At 64.4% G+C, this 15,174-nt stretch carries 15 protein-coding genes; 2 read left to right on the forward strand and 13 right to left on the reverse strand.

Annotation, left to right across the window (positions count from 1 at the left end; translation table 11 throughout):
- Nucleotides 1-31: 31 nt before the first annotated feature.
- The 4 genes from ACSU1G_RS18680 to ACSU1G_RS18695 form a co-directional block, all read right to left on the reverse strand.
- On the reverse strand, nt 32-475 hold the full coding sequence (locus ACSU1G_RS18680) for an NUDIX hydrolase (protein WP_439281481.1): 444 nt from the start codon (nt 473-475) through the stop codon (nt 32-34).
- Between the two features lie 99 nt (nt 476-574).
- A complete protein-coding gene (locus tag ACSU1G_RS18685) occupies nt 575-1,246 on the reverse strand; it encodes a response regulator (RefSeq protein WP_439281482.1) in 672 nt (223 codons plus the stop codon).
- 4 nt (nt 1,247-1,250) lie between these two features.
- The gene (locus tag ACSU1G_RS18690) at nt 1,251-2,687 is read right to left on the reverse strand and encodes a sensor histidine kinase (protein WP_439281483.1); all 1,437 of its coding nucleotides are present in this window, start codon (nt 2,685-2,687) and stop codon (nt 1,251-1,253) included.
- A gap of 115 nt (nt 2,688-2,802) precedes the next feature.
- Nucleotides 2,803-3,531, reverse strand: coding sequence for an alpha/beta fold hydrolase (locus ACSU1G_RS18695; protein WP_439281484.1), 729 nt, complete (start codon nt 3,529-3,531; stop codon nt 2,803-2,805).
- 73 nt (nt 3,532-3,604) lie between these two features.
- On the opposite strand from ACSU1G_RS18695, the gene ACSU1G_RS18700 reads away from it, so the two are divergent.
- Nucleotides 3,605-4,294 carry a helix-turn-helix transcriptional regulator gene (locus tag ACSU1G_RS18700; RefSeq protein WP_439281485.1) on the forward strand — a complete coding sequence of 230 codons (690 nt, stop codon included), beginning with the start codon at nt 3,605-3,607 and terminating at the stop codon, nt 4,292-4,294.
- Nucleotides 4,295-4,312: 18 nt separating this feature from the next.
- Here the strand turns inward: ACSU1G_RS18700 and ACSU1G_RS18705 are convergent, their stop codons facing one another.
- From ACSU1G_RS18705 to ACSU1G_RS18740, 8 genes are all read right to left on the reverse strand, one after another.
- Entirely contained in the window at nt 4,313-4,798 is a 486-nt protein-coding gene (locus tag ACSU1G_RS18705) for a DUF5713 family protein (protein WP_439281486.1), read from the reverse strand.
- Between the two features lie 35 nt (nt 4,799-4,833).
- Nucleotides 4,834-5,700: a lysostaphin resistance A-like protein gene (locus ACSU1G_RS18710; protein ID WP_439281487.1), complete on the reverse strand. Its 867-nt coding sequence runs from the start codon at nt 5,698-5,700 to the stop codon at nt 4,834-4,836.
- 146 nt (nt 5,701-5,846) lie between these two features.
- Nucleotides 5,847-6,521 carry a response regulator gene (locus tag ACSU1G_RS18715; protein ID WP_439281488.1) on the reverse strand — a complete coding sequence of 225 codons (675 nt, stop codon included), beginning with the start codon at nt 6,519-6,521 and terminating at the stop codon, nt 5,847-5,849.
- The gene (locus ACSU1G_RS18720) at nt 6,518-7,633 is read right to left on the reverse strand and encodes a sensor histidine kinase (protein ID WP_439281489.1); all 1,116 of its coding nucleotides are present in this window, start codon (nt 7,631-7,633) and stop codon (nt 6,518-6,520) included. Before ACSU1G_RS18720 ends, ACSU1G_RS18715 begins: the two co-directional genes overlap by 4 nt.
- A gap of 28 nt (nt 7,634-7,661) precedes the next feature.
- Complete coding sequence (locus tag ACSU1G_RS18725; RefSeq protein ID WP_439281490.1) at nt 7,662-8,696, reverse strand: MerR family transcriptional regulator; 1,035 nt, start codon at nt 8,694-8,696, stop codon at nt 7,662-7,664.
- A gap of 240 nt (nt 8,697-8,936) precedes the next feature.
- Entirely contained in the window at nt 8,937-9,980 is a 1,044-nt protein-coding gene (locus ACSU1G_RS18730) for a hemolysin family protein (RefSeq protein WP_439281491.1), read from the reverse strand.
- A complete protein-coding gene (locus ACSU1G_RS18735) occupies nt 9,973-11,340 on the reverse strand; it encodes a hemolysin family protein (RefSeq protein ID WP_439281492.1) in 1,368 nt (455 codons plus the stop codon). Before ACSU1G_RS18735 ends, ACSU1G_RS18730 begins: the two co-directional genes overlap by 8 nt.
- A 467-nt stretch (nt 11,341-11,807) precedes the next feature.
- A complete protein-coding gene (locus ACSU1G_RS18740) occupies nt 11,808-12,860 on the reverse strand; it encodes an NAD-dependent epimerase/dehydratase family protein (RefSeq protein ID WP_439281493.1) in 1,053 nt (350 codons plus the stop codon).
- A gap of 178 nt (nt 12,861-13,038) precedes the next feature.
- On the opposite strand from ACSU1G_RS18740, the gene ACSU1G_RS18745 reads away from it, so the two are divergent.
- Nucleotides 13,039-14,178, forward strand: a complete 1,140-nt coding sequence (locus ACSU1G_RS18745) for an ROK family protein (protein ID WP_439281494.1) — start codon at nt 13,039-13,041, stop codon at nt 14,176-14,178.
- Here the strand turns inward: ACSU1G_RS18745 and ACSU1G_RS18750 are convergent.
- A complete protein-coding gene (locus ACSU1G_RS18750) occupies nt 14,165-15,163 on the reverse strand; it encodes a Gfo/Idh/MocA family protein (protein WP_439281495.1) in 999 nt (332 codons plus the stop codon). The two genes, ACSU1G_RS18745 and ACSU1G_RS18750, sit on opposite strands and share 14 nt — an antisense overlap.
- Nucleotides 15,164-15,174: the final 11 nt, after the last annotated feature.

Raw genomic sequence — 15,174 nt, forward strand, 5'->3', positions numbered from 1 at the left:
ATATCGGATGGTAGGGGCGTTCGCGAGGAGGTCAGGCGGTTTCTAGTAGCCGCATGACCGCGGCTGGATAGATAGGCAACTGCTCGGCGCCGTCATCGAAAGGTCGCCAGACGACGGGAACGACAGCCCCGTCACTCTCAGTGAGCGTCGCTCCCCTGGACGCCGGCTCGGGATCCAGGCGCCCGGTGTACACGAAGACGATCTCGTGGCCAGCTTCACCGTCTATCTGAAAGATATTCTCCACCACGCCGAGGTAACGTAGATCGCGGATCGCCGCCGATAGCTCTTCGCTCACCTCACGTTGGACCGCGGCGCTGTGCGTCTCGCCGAGCTCAACGCTGCCACCGATCAGCCGGTGATATCCGCTCGGGTTCTCCGAGGTCGGGGCGTTGAGGCTGACTGCATGCGCGGTTCCCTCGGTGTTTGGCGCGACAAGCATCGCTTTGACCCGGATGTAGCTTCGATCGATCGACACCCGGCCACGCTATCCCAGGAAGGGATGCAGGCAACTTTCGCTCAATATTGCTGACTGCCCACCTCACCGAACGAGGAGACCTTCTCCCGAAAAGCGGACCTAGCGCTGCAGCCAGGCGAGTACCGCCAGCACCCGGCGGTGCGCCGAGCCAGAGCCGTCGAGGCCCAGCTTGCTGAAGATTGATGTGGCGTGTTTCTCGACCGCCCCCACGCCGATGACGAGACTTTCGGCAATACCGGCGTTGGTGCGACCTTCCGCCATCAGCGCGATGACTTCGCGTTCCCGCGGGGTGAGGGCTGCGAGCGGATCGCGGCGCCGTCCGAGTAGCTGGCGCACGACCTGCGGGTCGAGCACGGTCCCGCCGTCGGCAATACGCGCGACAGCATCCTTTAGCTCTTCGATTGACGCGAGTCGGTCTTTCAGCAGATAGCCAAGACCGGTGTCCCCGGCCGCGAGCAGTTCCACCGCATAGGTCTCCTCGACGTACTGACTGAGCAGCAGGATGCCCACATTCGGATGCCGTTGACGCAGCTCGAGGGCCGCACGCACCCCCTCATCGCGAAAGGTCGGTGGCATCCTGACATCGAGCACGGCGAGGTCGGGCTGCAGTTCCGCCACCTCGGCGAGCAGGGCATCCGCATCACCGTAGGCGCCGACGGTCTCGTACCCCGCCTCGTCGAAGAGTCTGATGAGACCTTCGCGCAGAAGGAGGGAATCTTCGGCCAAGACAATTCTTATCACCGTGCGATCGTCATCCCTCTTGCCTGCCATCCGATCAAGATACCGTGCCCGGTGTCACCAGATACGGGATGCTCGCCGAGATGACTGTCGGACCGCCTGCCGGACTCATGATGTGGAGGCTGCCGCGGAGTCCGTGGATCCTTTCGCTGAGACCGGCGAGCCCGTGCCCATCCGCGATTTCCACTCCTCCGACACCATCATCGGAGACGACGATCGACAGCAGATTTCCCGCACCGGCAATGGCCCTGGTCGAGTCGACGGTGAGCTCCACCCGCGAAGCGGATGCATGTTTCGTCACGTTCGTGAGAAGTTCCGCCACCACGAAGTATGCGCTGCGCTCGACCTCGGGCGGCAGCACCTGACCGGTGAGCGTCACCGTTGTGGCCACGGGAACTGTGCTGCGCCCGGCAAGCGAATCGATCGCAGCGGCAAGGCCGCGGTCCTGCAGAATCGGCGGTGCGAATCCGCGGGACAGCTCGCGCAACTCTTCGAGGGTGTCGCGCGATTGCTGCATAGCGCCATCGAGGAGCGTGCGGGCGGCTTCCGGATCGCTCTCAAGTTTGCGCCCCGCGCTGGCCAGATCGAACTGCAGCCGCACGAGCCGCTGCTGGGGCCCGTCGTGAATGTCGCGCTCAAGGCGGCGCAGCGAGTGGTCCTCGGCTGCGACAGCCGCACCGCGCGACGCGCCGAGGTCGGCGACCTCTCGCTCGAGCGCTGCCGAGCGGAATGCGCCAAGCATCCCGACCGCGAGTCCCTGATGCAACAGGATGAGGCCCCTGGCCACCCACGGCAGCGTCACAAGAAAGACGACGCCGGCCACCGCGTACATCACGCTCTCACCATTGAAACGCCCGAGGTAGCTGTCGGCCATCTGGAAACCAGGGAAGAAGAACCGGAGTACGACGTCGTGCAGCCAGACGTCTTGCTCGCTCTGCGGAAGGAATCGACCCCAGAACCAGTAGCTGACGCCACCGAGACCGGCTGCCACCCACACGAGGCTGACGGCCCATGTGAATACCCCGAGGATGAATCCGAGCAGCACCGTGTGCAGCAGATAGAGCCAATAGTGAGCGTTGCTGAATAGGTCTTTGAACCAGCCGACGAGTCCCGGCCGATGCACGACTGGCGTCCAACCAGGCCGGGCGATGGCCGGAAGTCCGGCCCAACTCAGCCGGGTGAGTTCTAAGGTGCCGAAGGCGCGGGCGACGAATAAGCCAGCCGCGAGGATGAAGAGGCCGATCCAGATAATCAGCGTCCCGAGACCGGCAGCGAAGAGCACCCACCCGATTGAGAAACCCACCGTCACGATGGGGAGCGTAAGTAACAGGAAGCCCAGCTCACGCGGAAGGGACCGCCACAGCTTGCCATAGCCGGAGCCGCGCCTCGGGCGTTCGATGGGCGGCGAAGAAGTCACGTCTCCCAGCGTGCCAGAATCGTCACCAGGTTGCGCGCTGAGCAAGAGATTGGTCATAGATCCACCCTCGCTTCACCTTCTTCGAACAACCAGCAGGCCAGCATCCGATTCTCCACGGGGGTTAACCCCCGTGGGCGCTGCCGCTCATCGGGCAGCACCCACGGGATCACCGTCAGCGGTCTGCTGCGCGGGCGATGGTGAGGGCGAGGTCTGCGGGCCGGCTCCACATCGGCCAGTGCCCGGTCGGAAGATCGACGATTTCGAGATCGCTGAGCGTGGCAGTTTCCGCCATCATCGGGTGCCCTTCACGAGCCATCTGCATCAGCGCTTCAGACGGGAAGGAACAGGCGATGATCGTCGACGGCACATTTCGTCGAGCGTCGTTCTCGAGATGAACCGCTGCACGCACGACGGTTGCGGGCTGCGGAACCGCACGCTGACGAAACCGGTCGAGGTCTTCCTCGCTGAGCCCATCGAGGCTGGCGGCCAGTTCGGCGAACGGCGGAAGCGCGACCTCTTGTTGATCAGGTGGCACTGACGCATCGTTGGCAGAGCCGTCGGCGGACGGTCCACTGTCGACGTAGACGATTCGAGCGACCGCGGTGGGATTCTGATCCAAGAGAACGGATGCGGGAGCTCCAGCACCGCTGTGAACGACGAGGACGACCTCCGAGCCTCCACCACCAGCGGTGCTCACCGCCGCGCGTAAGTGGTCGACCTGGTCGGCAAGACTCCTTGATACCCGATCAGAGTCGTCAGGGTCGAGGCCTGGCAGAGTCACGGCGATGACGCGGTGGCCCAGGTCGCGTAGGTCAGCCGCGACGGCATCCCAGGCCCACCCGCCCAGCCAATAGCCGGGGACGAGAACGAATGTTTTCTTGTTGGTCGTGAGCGTTTCCATGTCTTCATGCTCCTCCTGCCACAAGACAATGGGATGTCACTATTCCAGTCACTATTTCTGAGATAGTGACAGAGTGAACCGAACCGAGCGTCTGCATTCGCTGACCGAGTCGCTGCGTCGAGCCGGCACTCGCGGACGCACTGCGCAGCAGCTTGCAGATGAGTTTGAGGTAACCGTCCGCACGATCAAGCGTGATCTCGCGGCGGTCGGGGCCGGCGGCCTACCTGTCTGGGGACGAACCGGTCCTGGTGGTGGCTACGGCCTGACGGAGATGTCCTCGCTGCCGCCGGTGAATCTCACGGCTGCGCAGGCGCTCGCCCTCACCGCGGCGGTGTCGGCGACCGCTCAGGCGCCATTCTCTGGTTCGGCGCGCGCCGCGATCCGTAAGGTGCTGGACGTGTTGGATCCCGCAGCACGCCGTCGAGCCGCTGAACTGTCCAGCCGGGTGTGGGTCGATGTCGCACCGGCCGCTCCCCGGCGAGTGATGTCCGCCCTCGAGCAGGCCACAGTCGACCAGGTCACCGTGAATATCGTCTACCTCGATGCGAAGGGCAGGCGCACGCGGCGCGAAGTGGAGCCGATGATCTTCGCCCTCACCGGCGGTCGGTGGCTGCTTATTGGATGGTGCAGATTGCGAGATGACGTCCGTTGGTTTGACTTGACCAGGATCCAGAGCGCAACGGCCACCCGCCGTCCGTGCACCGGCCACTCGATCGACGAGATCGGCACCCCTCCCGAGTTCGCGCGCCCGATTGGCGTCTGACCGCTCGAGATGGGCTCGTCACCAGGTGCGCGGAGCGATCAGCTTCTCCATATCGGCCGACGTGAACCCGTACACGTCGGCGATCTGGGCGATGTCTGATCCGATCGTGTCGCGTGCGGCAGTTTCGAGCTCACTGCCCTGTTCCGCAAACTCCGCAGCCAGCGCGTTGAACTCTTCAGTCGTCGCGTGCGTAATGACGTAAAGCGCGTCGAGATCAGCAGGATGCTCCGCCTCGATCGTTTCGCACAACCGGACCAAGATCAGCTTGCCCTTTTCCACGAGCGGCTGCGGAAAGTACTCATCGTCCGTCATCTCCGCGAGGAAGTCGTATCCAGAGAGAGCCTTGTTGGTGATCCGCATGTGTTTTCCAATCGCGAAGGTGTAATGCCCCACCCTCAGCGAGGAGACGCTGGGCCAGCGTTGCGATGTAATCATCTCACCGATCGGGGATTCGCGGGCGGGGCGCTCAGTAAGGGTCACTCCAATGGCACTGCGCAGCGGCATTGTGAACGAAGGAGGTTGCGCAACTGCCTCATCGATCAGCGGCGGCGAAGCGAAAGTCGACCCCGACGGTGCGCGACGATCAGGAGCAGCACTGTCGCTACCGAGCACACCAGGACGGCGATGACGCTGGCTTCCGGTCCGAAGCTCCCCCCAGAGAGCCATTCCGGCCCACTTGTCACCGCGGTGACAAGTGAATCGCGCGCCTCAGCGCCGGACGTGACGGTGCCGAAGATGCCCACCGTCGCAAAGTTCCAGCCGAAGTGCAGGCCGATCGCCAGCCACAGCGATCCAGTGGCGAGGTACGCAGCGCCCAACATGAGTCCGGCCTCAATCACGATCGCAACAGCACCCCAAAGCGAGGCGCCCGGATTGAGCAGATGCACGAGTCCGAAGATGATCGCCGAGGCGCCGAGCGCCACCCATGCGCCCCATCGACCTTGGATGAGGCGGAACACGACGCCCCGGAAGAACACTTCTTCCGAGACGGCGATCGCGCACATCGTTCCGGCGACGGCCAGTGCACCAGCGATCGACCCCCAGCCTGTGATCGTGTACGCACCGAAAAGGGCGAGGATGCCGACGGTCGCTGCAGACAGAGCCAACCCTGCCCCCGCGCCGATCAGCAGGTGACTGGTAGCGCCTTTCGGCGCGAGATCCGTCACGTGACGACGTTCGACGCGACGGCCTGTCCAGATGTACAGGGACGCCATCGCGATCGCCAGGACGGGACCGATGATGAGCGCAGCCACGGGGTTGTGCAGCGCCGCGGCGATGGAGTTCGTGAGGAGCATCGCCACGGCGAAGCCGACGACGACAATGGTCGTTCTGATCCAGGATCGAGGTCGGGGGTTCTCGATCCCGCGCGTAGCTGATGGCTGGAGATCCTGCGTGGACTTCGTCATTCCTGCTCCTTATCCCCTACTCGATTTCGGGGTATGAGCACGACGTTACGGAGATCGCGAACGCGGCGAATCCCACGAGGGTGGACAGTTGGGATCCCTCGCTCGGGGGACCCCAACGGCATGGAATCAGCGATCCGCGCGGAGAGTCAGGCCCAGGCTGCGAGTCCCGATCGGTGTGCGAGTACGACCGCCTGCACGCGATCACGCACGTCGAGCTTTGTCAGGATGCGTGACACGTAGGTCTTCACCGTCTCGTGGCTGATGACGAGCTGGGCGGCGATCTCTGCATTCGACAGCCCCTCGGCGATGAGGATCAGCACTTCACGTTCTCGCGCAGTGAGCGCTTCGAAGATCACACCGCCCTGCGCCGAGGGGCGCAGCCGCTCACCGTAGCGTCCGATCAACGATCGCGTCACTGCCGGCGCGATCAGCGAGTCGCCCGCGGCAACGGTCCGGATGGCCGCCGTCAGCTCGGAGGGTCTGGCGTCTTTCAGCAGGAAGCCGCTCGCGCCTGCGCGCAGGGCGTCGTATACGAGCGAATCCAGCGAGAACGTTGTGACCACGAGCACGCGCGCCGCGTCTGAGACCTGCGGTCCCGCGATTCTTCTCGTCGCTTCGATTCCATCAAGGATGGGCATGCGGATGTCCATCACCACGACATCCGGGTGTTCGCGGCGGGTGACTCGTACGGCTTCTTCTCCGTCTGCTGCCTCGCCGACGACCACGAGATCGGGCTGAGCATCGATGATGGTGACGAATCCGGTGCGCACGAGCTCTTGGTCATCGCATACGACGACACGGATGGGCGAGTCCGCGCTCATCCGGGAATCCGAACGCGCACGACGAACCGATCGTCGACAGGTTCGGCCTGTAGGTCGCCGCCCACGAGTTGTACCCGCTCACGCATCCCGATGATCCCTCGACCCCCCGATGTCGAACCCGCGCTCTTGTGGCCGAAACTGACCACCTCGACCAGGATCTCACCTTCACCGTATGTGATTGTCACCGCCGCGGCCCCGTCACGCGCGTGCTTCATCGCGTTGGTGAGGCCCTCCTGCACGACCCGAACGAACGCAAGTCCTGCGGCTCCCATCAACGGTCGTGGCTCGCCATGCTTCACGAGCTCCACTTGCTGACCGGCCGCGCGGACACGCGCGATGATGTCGTCGACCTTCTGCTCGGCGGGCGCTCGCGAGATCTCAGCTTCCCCCTCGAGAGCTCCGAGCAGACTGCGGAGGTCGACGAGCGTCGTTCTGCCCCCGTCAGCGATGGACGCAAGCAGGTCCAGCGTCTCCTGATCGACGTTCTGACGAAACTGTCCGGCTTCGGCCTGCACGACCATCGCCGTCACGTGGTGAGTAACCACATCGTGCAGCTCGTGTGCAATGCGTGCCCGTTCGGCTGTGATCGTCTCCCGTTCCGCTCTCTCCGTGTGGCTGCGACGCAAAGCGGACTGCGATCGCAGCCACGAACCGAATATCCACAGCGCTGCCAGAAGCGCCCCGAAGGCCAGTGCGTCGAGCACGGTGAGTGCGGCGTCGAGCGCGATCAGCGCCGCGACGAGAGCAACGTAACCGCCCAGGGCGAGCAGCGCAGTCAGCATCCGGTACCGCTCGACCAATGCACCGGCGCCCACCAGGGCAACGAGCAGACCGAGGGCAGCGAACGTCGTGGGGAACCCGAGCAGTTGGTATGCCGCGAACGCCGAGCCGGTCAAAGCCAAGGACCAGCGGGGCCATCGGCCGAGTAGCGCAACGCCGCCACCCTGGATCACGATGAGCGATACGCCGAGCAGATCGAGCGGCCGATGGGGCGACGCGGCCAGTTCGAGCCCCTGCTGCGCCACCCCCGGAACGAAAGACAAGCCGACGAGAACGACAGCGGACAGTACGTCCCACTTGACATGGGTCAGGAGAAAGCGGGCGACCCTCATCCTTGAATCGTACGCGGATGCCGTGGGGTCAACGCGCGACGAGAATTGCGGCGGCCAGCCACTGGCCGAAGTCTCGGAATCCGAGACCGTCACCGTCGCTCTGCTCTCGGCGAGCGCTCTCGAGGAGAGCCGCATCCGGGTGAGGCTGATCATTGATGATCGAGACCAGTTCGAGGTAGCGTCCCTCGGTCGCGTTGTAGTCCGCGTCCTGGAGAGCCTCGAGGGTGAGGCTGTCGAGATCGCGATAGCGGGCTGCGAGCCGTCCCCGAAGGTCGTCGTCAGCCTCGATTCCGAAGGCCTCGGCGAGACTCTCGACCATCTGTGCGGCGAGGGCACGCACCTGGGCGTCATCTGCGGCGAATCCTGCTTGGTGAGCAGCCGTCAGTTTCGGCATCAGGTCGGCGCCCGCCGAGTTGATGAACTCCTGCACGTGAGGTGTGGAGATCTCCGAGCCGGGGAACTGCGCATACGTCTCGTGCAGATAGGAACAGGTCGCCTCACGGAATCGGTCGTCCCGCAGCAGCTCCGCCAAGGTGACCCAGGCATCGAGCTGCTCCGGGGCGGGGTCAGGCGGTAACACTGGCTGCACTTCACGGATCCGCTCGATCGCCTCCTCGGGAAGACCAGTGGTGACGTCATCCAGGAAGTCGTCGACCAGTCGCTGACGCTCAGCGTCAGACATCGTCACCAGCTTGCGCAGGAGGTTCGCACGTTCCGCCGTGCCCTCCTGCCGCACGAGCGCGCGGAGCACGGCTCGCTTGGCCTGAATATCCGTCGTCCGCTTTTCGATGACATCGAGATGCTCGGCGAGGACGTCGCGCAACGAGGTCGTGCCGCCGAGGACGCCGCGCACCTGATCCAAACCGGTCTCGAGGTCGCGCAGCGTGCGGACGAACTCCAGGCGGGCGATCGCATCCAAATCGTAAAGGCGATGGCCACCGTCGGTCGTGTCCGTCGGGTGCACGAGCCCTTCATCTGCGTAGTAGCGGATGGCGCTGACGCTGAGCCCGGTGCGATGCGCGACTTCGCCGATGGAATAGAGAGTGTCTTCTGAGATGTTCATGACCCTACCCTGCGACCTCAAGCGGCTTGAGATGCAAGTCGGATGTTCGATCGCACGAGATCTGTTCTGCCGCTAGTGGTAGTTCACGTTCGACGCCGTTCGCGTTGCGGAAAGCGCCCAGCACCAGTTGAGTTGATTGAACCACGGCAGCTATCCGACGGCGGTCTGCCTGGACGGATGAACGAATGAAGGTCCCCATCGTTACTGACGGGGACCTTCATATTCTGGTGCTGCTGTCGGTCAGGCAGCTTCTGCGGCTGCGTTCACTTCGCCAACGAGCACCTCGAGGACGTCTTCGAGGAAGAGCAGTCCGGTGACCTGGCCCTCCGCGTCGAGTGTCTTGGCGACATGTGCTCCCCGTTGGCGAAGGACTGTCATGGCGTCCTCGAGTTCTGCGTCTCTAGACACTGTGATGAGGCGTCGGAGACGCTTCTCCGGGATAGGCGCCATGAAGACCTTCGCTTCCATGAGGTCCATGACGTCCTTCATGTGGATATAGCTCGAAGGGTCGCCCATCTTGTCCGTAATGATGTATCGCGAGAATCCGTGTGTGGCGACGGCGTCCTGCACGTCTGCGGGCCGCGCGTTTACGGGCAGTAGCACCATGTCCTCGATGGGCACGTCCACGTCGAAGACGCGCTTCTCTGTGAACTCGAACGCCCCGGCGAGAGTGCCTGACGCGTCACTCAGCGTTCCCTCACGGGTCGACTGCTCGACGATGCCCGCCACCTCATCGAGCGTGTAGGTGCTCGTCGCTTCGTTCTTCGGTTCGACTTTGAAGAGGCGGAGGATGCCGTTCGCGATGCCGTTGAGGCTCCAGATCACCGGATTGAAGATCTTCGAGACGACGACAAGTGGTGGTGCGAGCAGCAGCGCAGCGCGATCCGGTACCGAGAACGCGAGGTTCTTGGGGATCATCTCGCCGAACACGACGTGCAAGAACGTCACCAGGATGAGCGCCACCACGAATGCAATCACACTGATCGCCTCTGGCGTGAGCGTTGTCAGCCCCAGCGGAATCTCCAGCAGGTGGTGAATCGCGGGCTCCGACACGTTCAGAATGAGCAGCGAACATACGGTGATGCCCAGCTGGCTGGTCGCCAGCATGAGCGTCGCGTGCTCCATCGCCCACAGCGTGGTCTTCGCAGCGCGATTGCCGCGTTCGGCGAGGGGCTCGATCTGCGAGCGCTTCGCGGAAATTACCGCGAACTCAGCGCCGACGAAGAAGGCGTTACCGATCAGGAGGACGATCAGCCACAGGATTCCGGGCAGATACTCACTCATGAGTCATCGCCTCCTTCAGCTTCTCGACTGTTCGGTCGTGGCTGCTCATCGTGCTCGCATCCCCATCTGGATCGCTCGGGAGATACCGCACACGCACGATGCGCGTGCCGTCAATGTGCTCGACACGAAGAGTCCCCGTCGCGATCGCGATCTCGTCGCCGAGTTCGGGCAGGCGTTCCAGCGTGTCGGTGATGAAGCCGCCGATCGTGTCGTAGTCGCCGTCTTCCGGCACCTCGATCAACAAGCGATCGAGGAGCTCGTCCGGCCGCCACGAGGCATCGAACGTCACCGAGCGACCACGTCGGGTGAACCCGGTGCGGTGTCGGTCATGCTCGTCCTCAAGCTCACCCACGATTTCCTCAACGAGGTCTTCGAGGGTAACGACACCTGCGGTACCACCATGCTCATCCACGACAACCGCAACCTGGTGCCGCTGGGCGCGCAGGAGCGCCAACAATGCGGATGCGCCCATCGACTCCGGCACCCGGAGCGCCTCGGTCTGCAGTGTCTGAGCGGTGATGGATGACTGTTCCGGGATGGGAACCGCGAACGCCTGCTTGGCGTGCACGAAACCCGTGACGTTGTCCGGCGTCCCGTCGATGACCGGGAACCTCGAGAATCCGGTCGCAAGCGAGAGCGCAACGATCGCCGCCGCAGTGTCGTTGATGCCGACGCTCACCATGCGCACGCGCGGTGTCATCACGTCGGAGGCGTCGTGCTCCGCGAACCGGAGCGTCCTACGCAGCAACACCGCATCGTCCGCTTCGAGCAAGCCGGAGAGAGCGGAGTGCCGGATCAGGTACGAAAGCTCGTCAGCGCTACGCGCGCCGGAGAGTTCCTCCTTCGGCTCGATGCCCATGGCCCGGATGATGGCGTTCGCGGTGTTGTTCAGCAACAGAATCACGGGCTTGAAGACCATCGTGAACGCAGCCTGGAACGGGATGACGACCTTCGCCGTGGCCCGCGGCAGCGCGAGCGCGAAATTCTTCGGCACCAGCTCGCCGATGATCATCGAGAACAGCGTGGCGAGCACGACACCGACGATCGTGCCGACGACAGGCACGAGTCCTGGGGCGAGGCCCGCCGAGGTCAGGGGGCCCTCAAGGAGAGAACTCACCGCCGGCTCGAACGTGTATCCCGTGAGCAGGGTGGTGAGGGTGATTCCGAGCTGCGCACTGGAGAGGTGCGTAGAAGTGATCCTCAGGGCCTTGATTGTTGGCCCGAGTCGCTTCTCTCCGCGGCTTTGCCGGTTTTCCAAATCGTTTCGGTCAAGGTTGACGAGCGCGAACTCACTCGCGACGAACAACCCGGTACCGACTGTCAGAACGAGGCCGATGCCGAGCATCATCCATTCGTTCATGTGTGACGCCTCCCGACTGTGGCGGACGCACGAGCGGCCGGAACATCAAGAGGCTTGGGACTATGACTCGGGGGGTCTTCCATAAGGCAAAATTCTAGACATAGAAAATTTGAATTCGTCACCAATGCTGTGAGTCATAGGAGGAAGACACCCCCTCCGATCTACAACTCGGCTGAGAATCTACAACTCCGGTGCGACGATCTACAGGTAGATGAGATTTCTGCAGATCCGGTGAGACAGGACAGGACTCTCCTGTCCGATCTCACGAAAGTTGTCGTGAAATGAGACACGGTTCCCGCAGAAATCCGCGGGAACCGTAACCGATTCGTCGGACGATTTGTCTCACGTGACTTGTCGGGAGTTCGGCGCGAGAGCAGCGGAGGGACGGATCGTCGCGATGGATGGTCCGCCGGACAATCCGGTCGCGCGGGTGGTGTGCGCTTACGCCATGACCGCGGTCGACCGCGTCAGAACTTCCCGTCGCGGACGGCCCACTTCGTCGGCTTAGCAATTACGGGAAGACCGTTCCGCACCCACTGCGCTTGCCAGTCCACCATCTGAGCTGCAGAGACCGGGGGATAGCCGAACAGTGCCATGCATCGCGTGGAGTCGCTCAGAAGAGCGCTGTCCTGCGCTTCACCCGAGAACGCGACGTCGCGATCGAACAGAGCGCCGAACGTGCGGGCGAGCTTCTCGACGCTCAGGGTCTCCGGCCCGGTCAGGTTGACCGTGAAGACGTCGGCGCTCGCGTGCACAAGGCTGCGGAGCACGACCTCATTCGCGTACCCCTGCCAAACGACGTTGACGTTCGCCGTCTCCAGGGAGACAGCGGTGCCACCTTCCACCGCCAGTGCGATGTCGGCAAGCACGCCGTAACGGAGGTCGACGGCATAGTTGAGACGAACGATCGCGACTCGCGTACTTCGCTCGCGCGCGGCGAATTCGAACACGCGCTCGCGGCCGAGGCAGGACTGCGCGTACTCGCCGATCGGCGACGGAGTGACGGACTCGTCGGCTCCCCCGCTCATCGATGAGACGAAGGGATACACATTCCCTGTCGAGAGCACACTGATGGCCGAACCTCGATAGCGGCGCGCGATCCGGTCTGGCAACGCCGCGTTGACCTCCCACGCCCAAGAGGCGTTGTCCGCCGCGCCGAACTTTGCCCCTACCATGAACACGACGTTTGGTGCGTCGGGCAGTGCAGCGAGGTCGTCTTCCTGGACGAGGTCGAACGACACGACTTCGACTCGGGCGGCGACCAGTCTCGCCCGCACCGCTTCGTCCCCGAAACGGGAGACCGCATACACGACATCGGCCTCCCGCCCGGCCACATCGAGCGCGCGTCGGGCCAGGATGGCGAGGGTCGGCCCCATCTTGCCACCCGCGCCCAGGATCACGAGATTGCCGCTGCCGGAACGCATGTCGGCGATCAGAGCCGGACTGGGCGCGGTCAGCGACGCTTCGAGCGCCTCCTCCGAGGCGAGTCCTGCATCGGGCGTCTTAGCATGGCGACTCATCGTGCTCCTTTGCTGTTATGAGCGGTTACTGTCGACAATTATGACATATGGGTTTTATAATTGACCAGATATGCCGCGTGTAATCATTTCCCCCATGTTTTCTTGCTGCTGAGAGCACCACTTAGGTTTGGCCATCGTGTTACGTTTACTTCCACAGTTCGCCGCGCAGGGAGGCTTGATGACCGGCTCCGATCGTCACTCCGTGCCCACCCGCACCGCTGCCTATCTCCGCGACTACGGGGGGGCGACCGTGACCGACCTGGCCAGAGCTCTCGATCTCTCGCGAACCTCCGTGGAGACCTCTCTCGCACAACTCATTGCCGCATCGACGGTCAACGAGTCCTCGTCGGTAAGCGCACCTCGGGGCGCGGGGCGGCCGGCTCGGACCTACGAGTTCAACGCCGCGGGCGGGATCGTTGCGGGATTGGATGTCGGCACGCACAGCATCCGCCTGCTCCTCTCCGACCTCTCGGGTACCGTCCGATCGCAGCACACGTTCGGCGGTCTCGACACCGCAACCTCCGGGGCGGAGCAGATCGATACCGTGATCGGGCTCATCCGGACCACACTCGAGGATCAGGGACACCAGCCGCCCGCCCTCCGCGCGACGGGCATCTCCCTCCCGGGCATCGTCGACGCGGACGGCAGGGTGGTCACGTCGGTCATCGTTCCGGGCTGGGCGAGCATCGATCTGCGGGCACAGTTCCATCGCGCCTTCGGCTGCCCGCTCGCCCTCGACAACGGCGTACGTCTCGCCGCACTCGCCGAGCACCACCTCGGCGCCGCACGGCTGGTCGAGGACGTGCTCTACGTCTCGGTCGGCACCCGGATCGCCGCCGGCCTCATCCTGGGAGGCCGCACCCGGCGCGGGGCGCACCACGTGGCCGGAGACATCGGCAGGCTCGCGATCCGGCAGAGCGAACCCACCACAGGCGAGCTCGTCTGGCGCACGGCCGGTTCCGGCGAGGAGGTCATCCGGCGAGCAGTCTCCGGCGATGAGGACTCGCGCCGGGAGCTCGACGACTTCATCGACGATCTCGGACACGGCATCGCCCTGCTCACGATGGCCGTCGACCCCGCGATCGTCGTGATCGGCGGAGGGTTGTCGCTCGCCCAGGAGGCCTTCCTCGGTCCACTCGAGGATGCGATCGCCCGATACACGCGACTGTCGTTCAAGCTCCCGATCGTCAGCGCAGCGCTCGGCGCGGATGCTGCCGCCTACGGTGCCGTCATTCACGCCTTCGGTCGATTCGCCGACGAACTGTACGGCGGGATCACCCTGCCGCCGCCTCGGATCTCCCCGCTCACGCCCCGCTGATCGTCGCGCTACCGGCGTGCTCCACCGCGGTGCCGAGGATGAGCTCCGCCGCGTGCAGGGTGCGCAGGGCCTCGGGCAGGCCGACCCGCAGCGGACGTCCGTCGCGAATCGCCTCAAGGAGTACGCCGTACTGCGCGACAAGCGCGTCGTCCGCGCTGGCCGAGACCCACGTCTCCTCCACGAGCTCGCCGCCGACATCGAGGCGCACGATCCGCGCGGAGCTGTCGTCGACCCAGGCGGTGCCGCGGTCACCCGTGATCGTGAGCTGCATCCTTCCGCCGCCCCTGGCGACGAGACTCGCTTCGAGCACTCCGAGGCATCCGCTCTCGAATCGCAGCGCAGCGGCGAGGCTCTCCTCGACGTCGGCGCCGGGAACGCGGGAGGTCCGCCGGAAGCCCTGCGCGCAGTCGATCGCGCCGCCGAACCAGATCAGCAGGTCGAGGGCGTGCCATCCGTGATTGAGGAGGTTTCCTCCGCCTTCAGCGGCCCTTCCACGCCACGGTGCGTCGGTGAAGTACGAGGGCTCCCGCCACACCGACGTGTCCATGTGCACGGTGCCGATCGTTCCCAGAAGCCCCTCGTCCAGCGCCTGCTTCACCCGCTCGTTGCTCGCCTGGAAGCGGCGCTGGCTGACGACATCCACGATGAGGCTGCCATGCGCCGCCTCGGCCTGCAGCTCCGCACACTCGGTTACGGTTCGGGCGAGCGGCTTCTCCAGGAGCACGTGGAGCCCGCGACGCAGCGCCCGCACCGCCACATCAACGTGGGCGACGGTGGGCACGACGACGACCGCCAGATCCAGCTCGATCGCATCGCAGGCCGCATCGATGTCATCGAACGCCACGACGCCGAGTCCGGCCGCCATTCGTTCGGCGCGCGCCGGATCCGCGTCGACGACCGCCCCGAGGTCGAGCCCCTCCACCCGTTCGATCGCTTCGGCGTGCACGCTCGCATACGCTCCCGCCCCTATGAGAACTGCCCTCACGTCTTCCTCTC

The sequence above is a fragment of the Microbacterium sp. A93 genome (assembly GCF_051842835.1).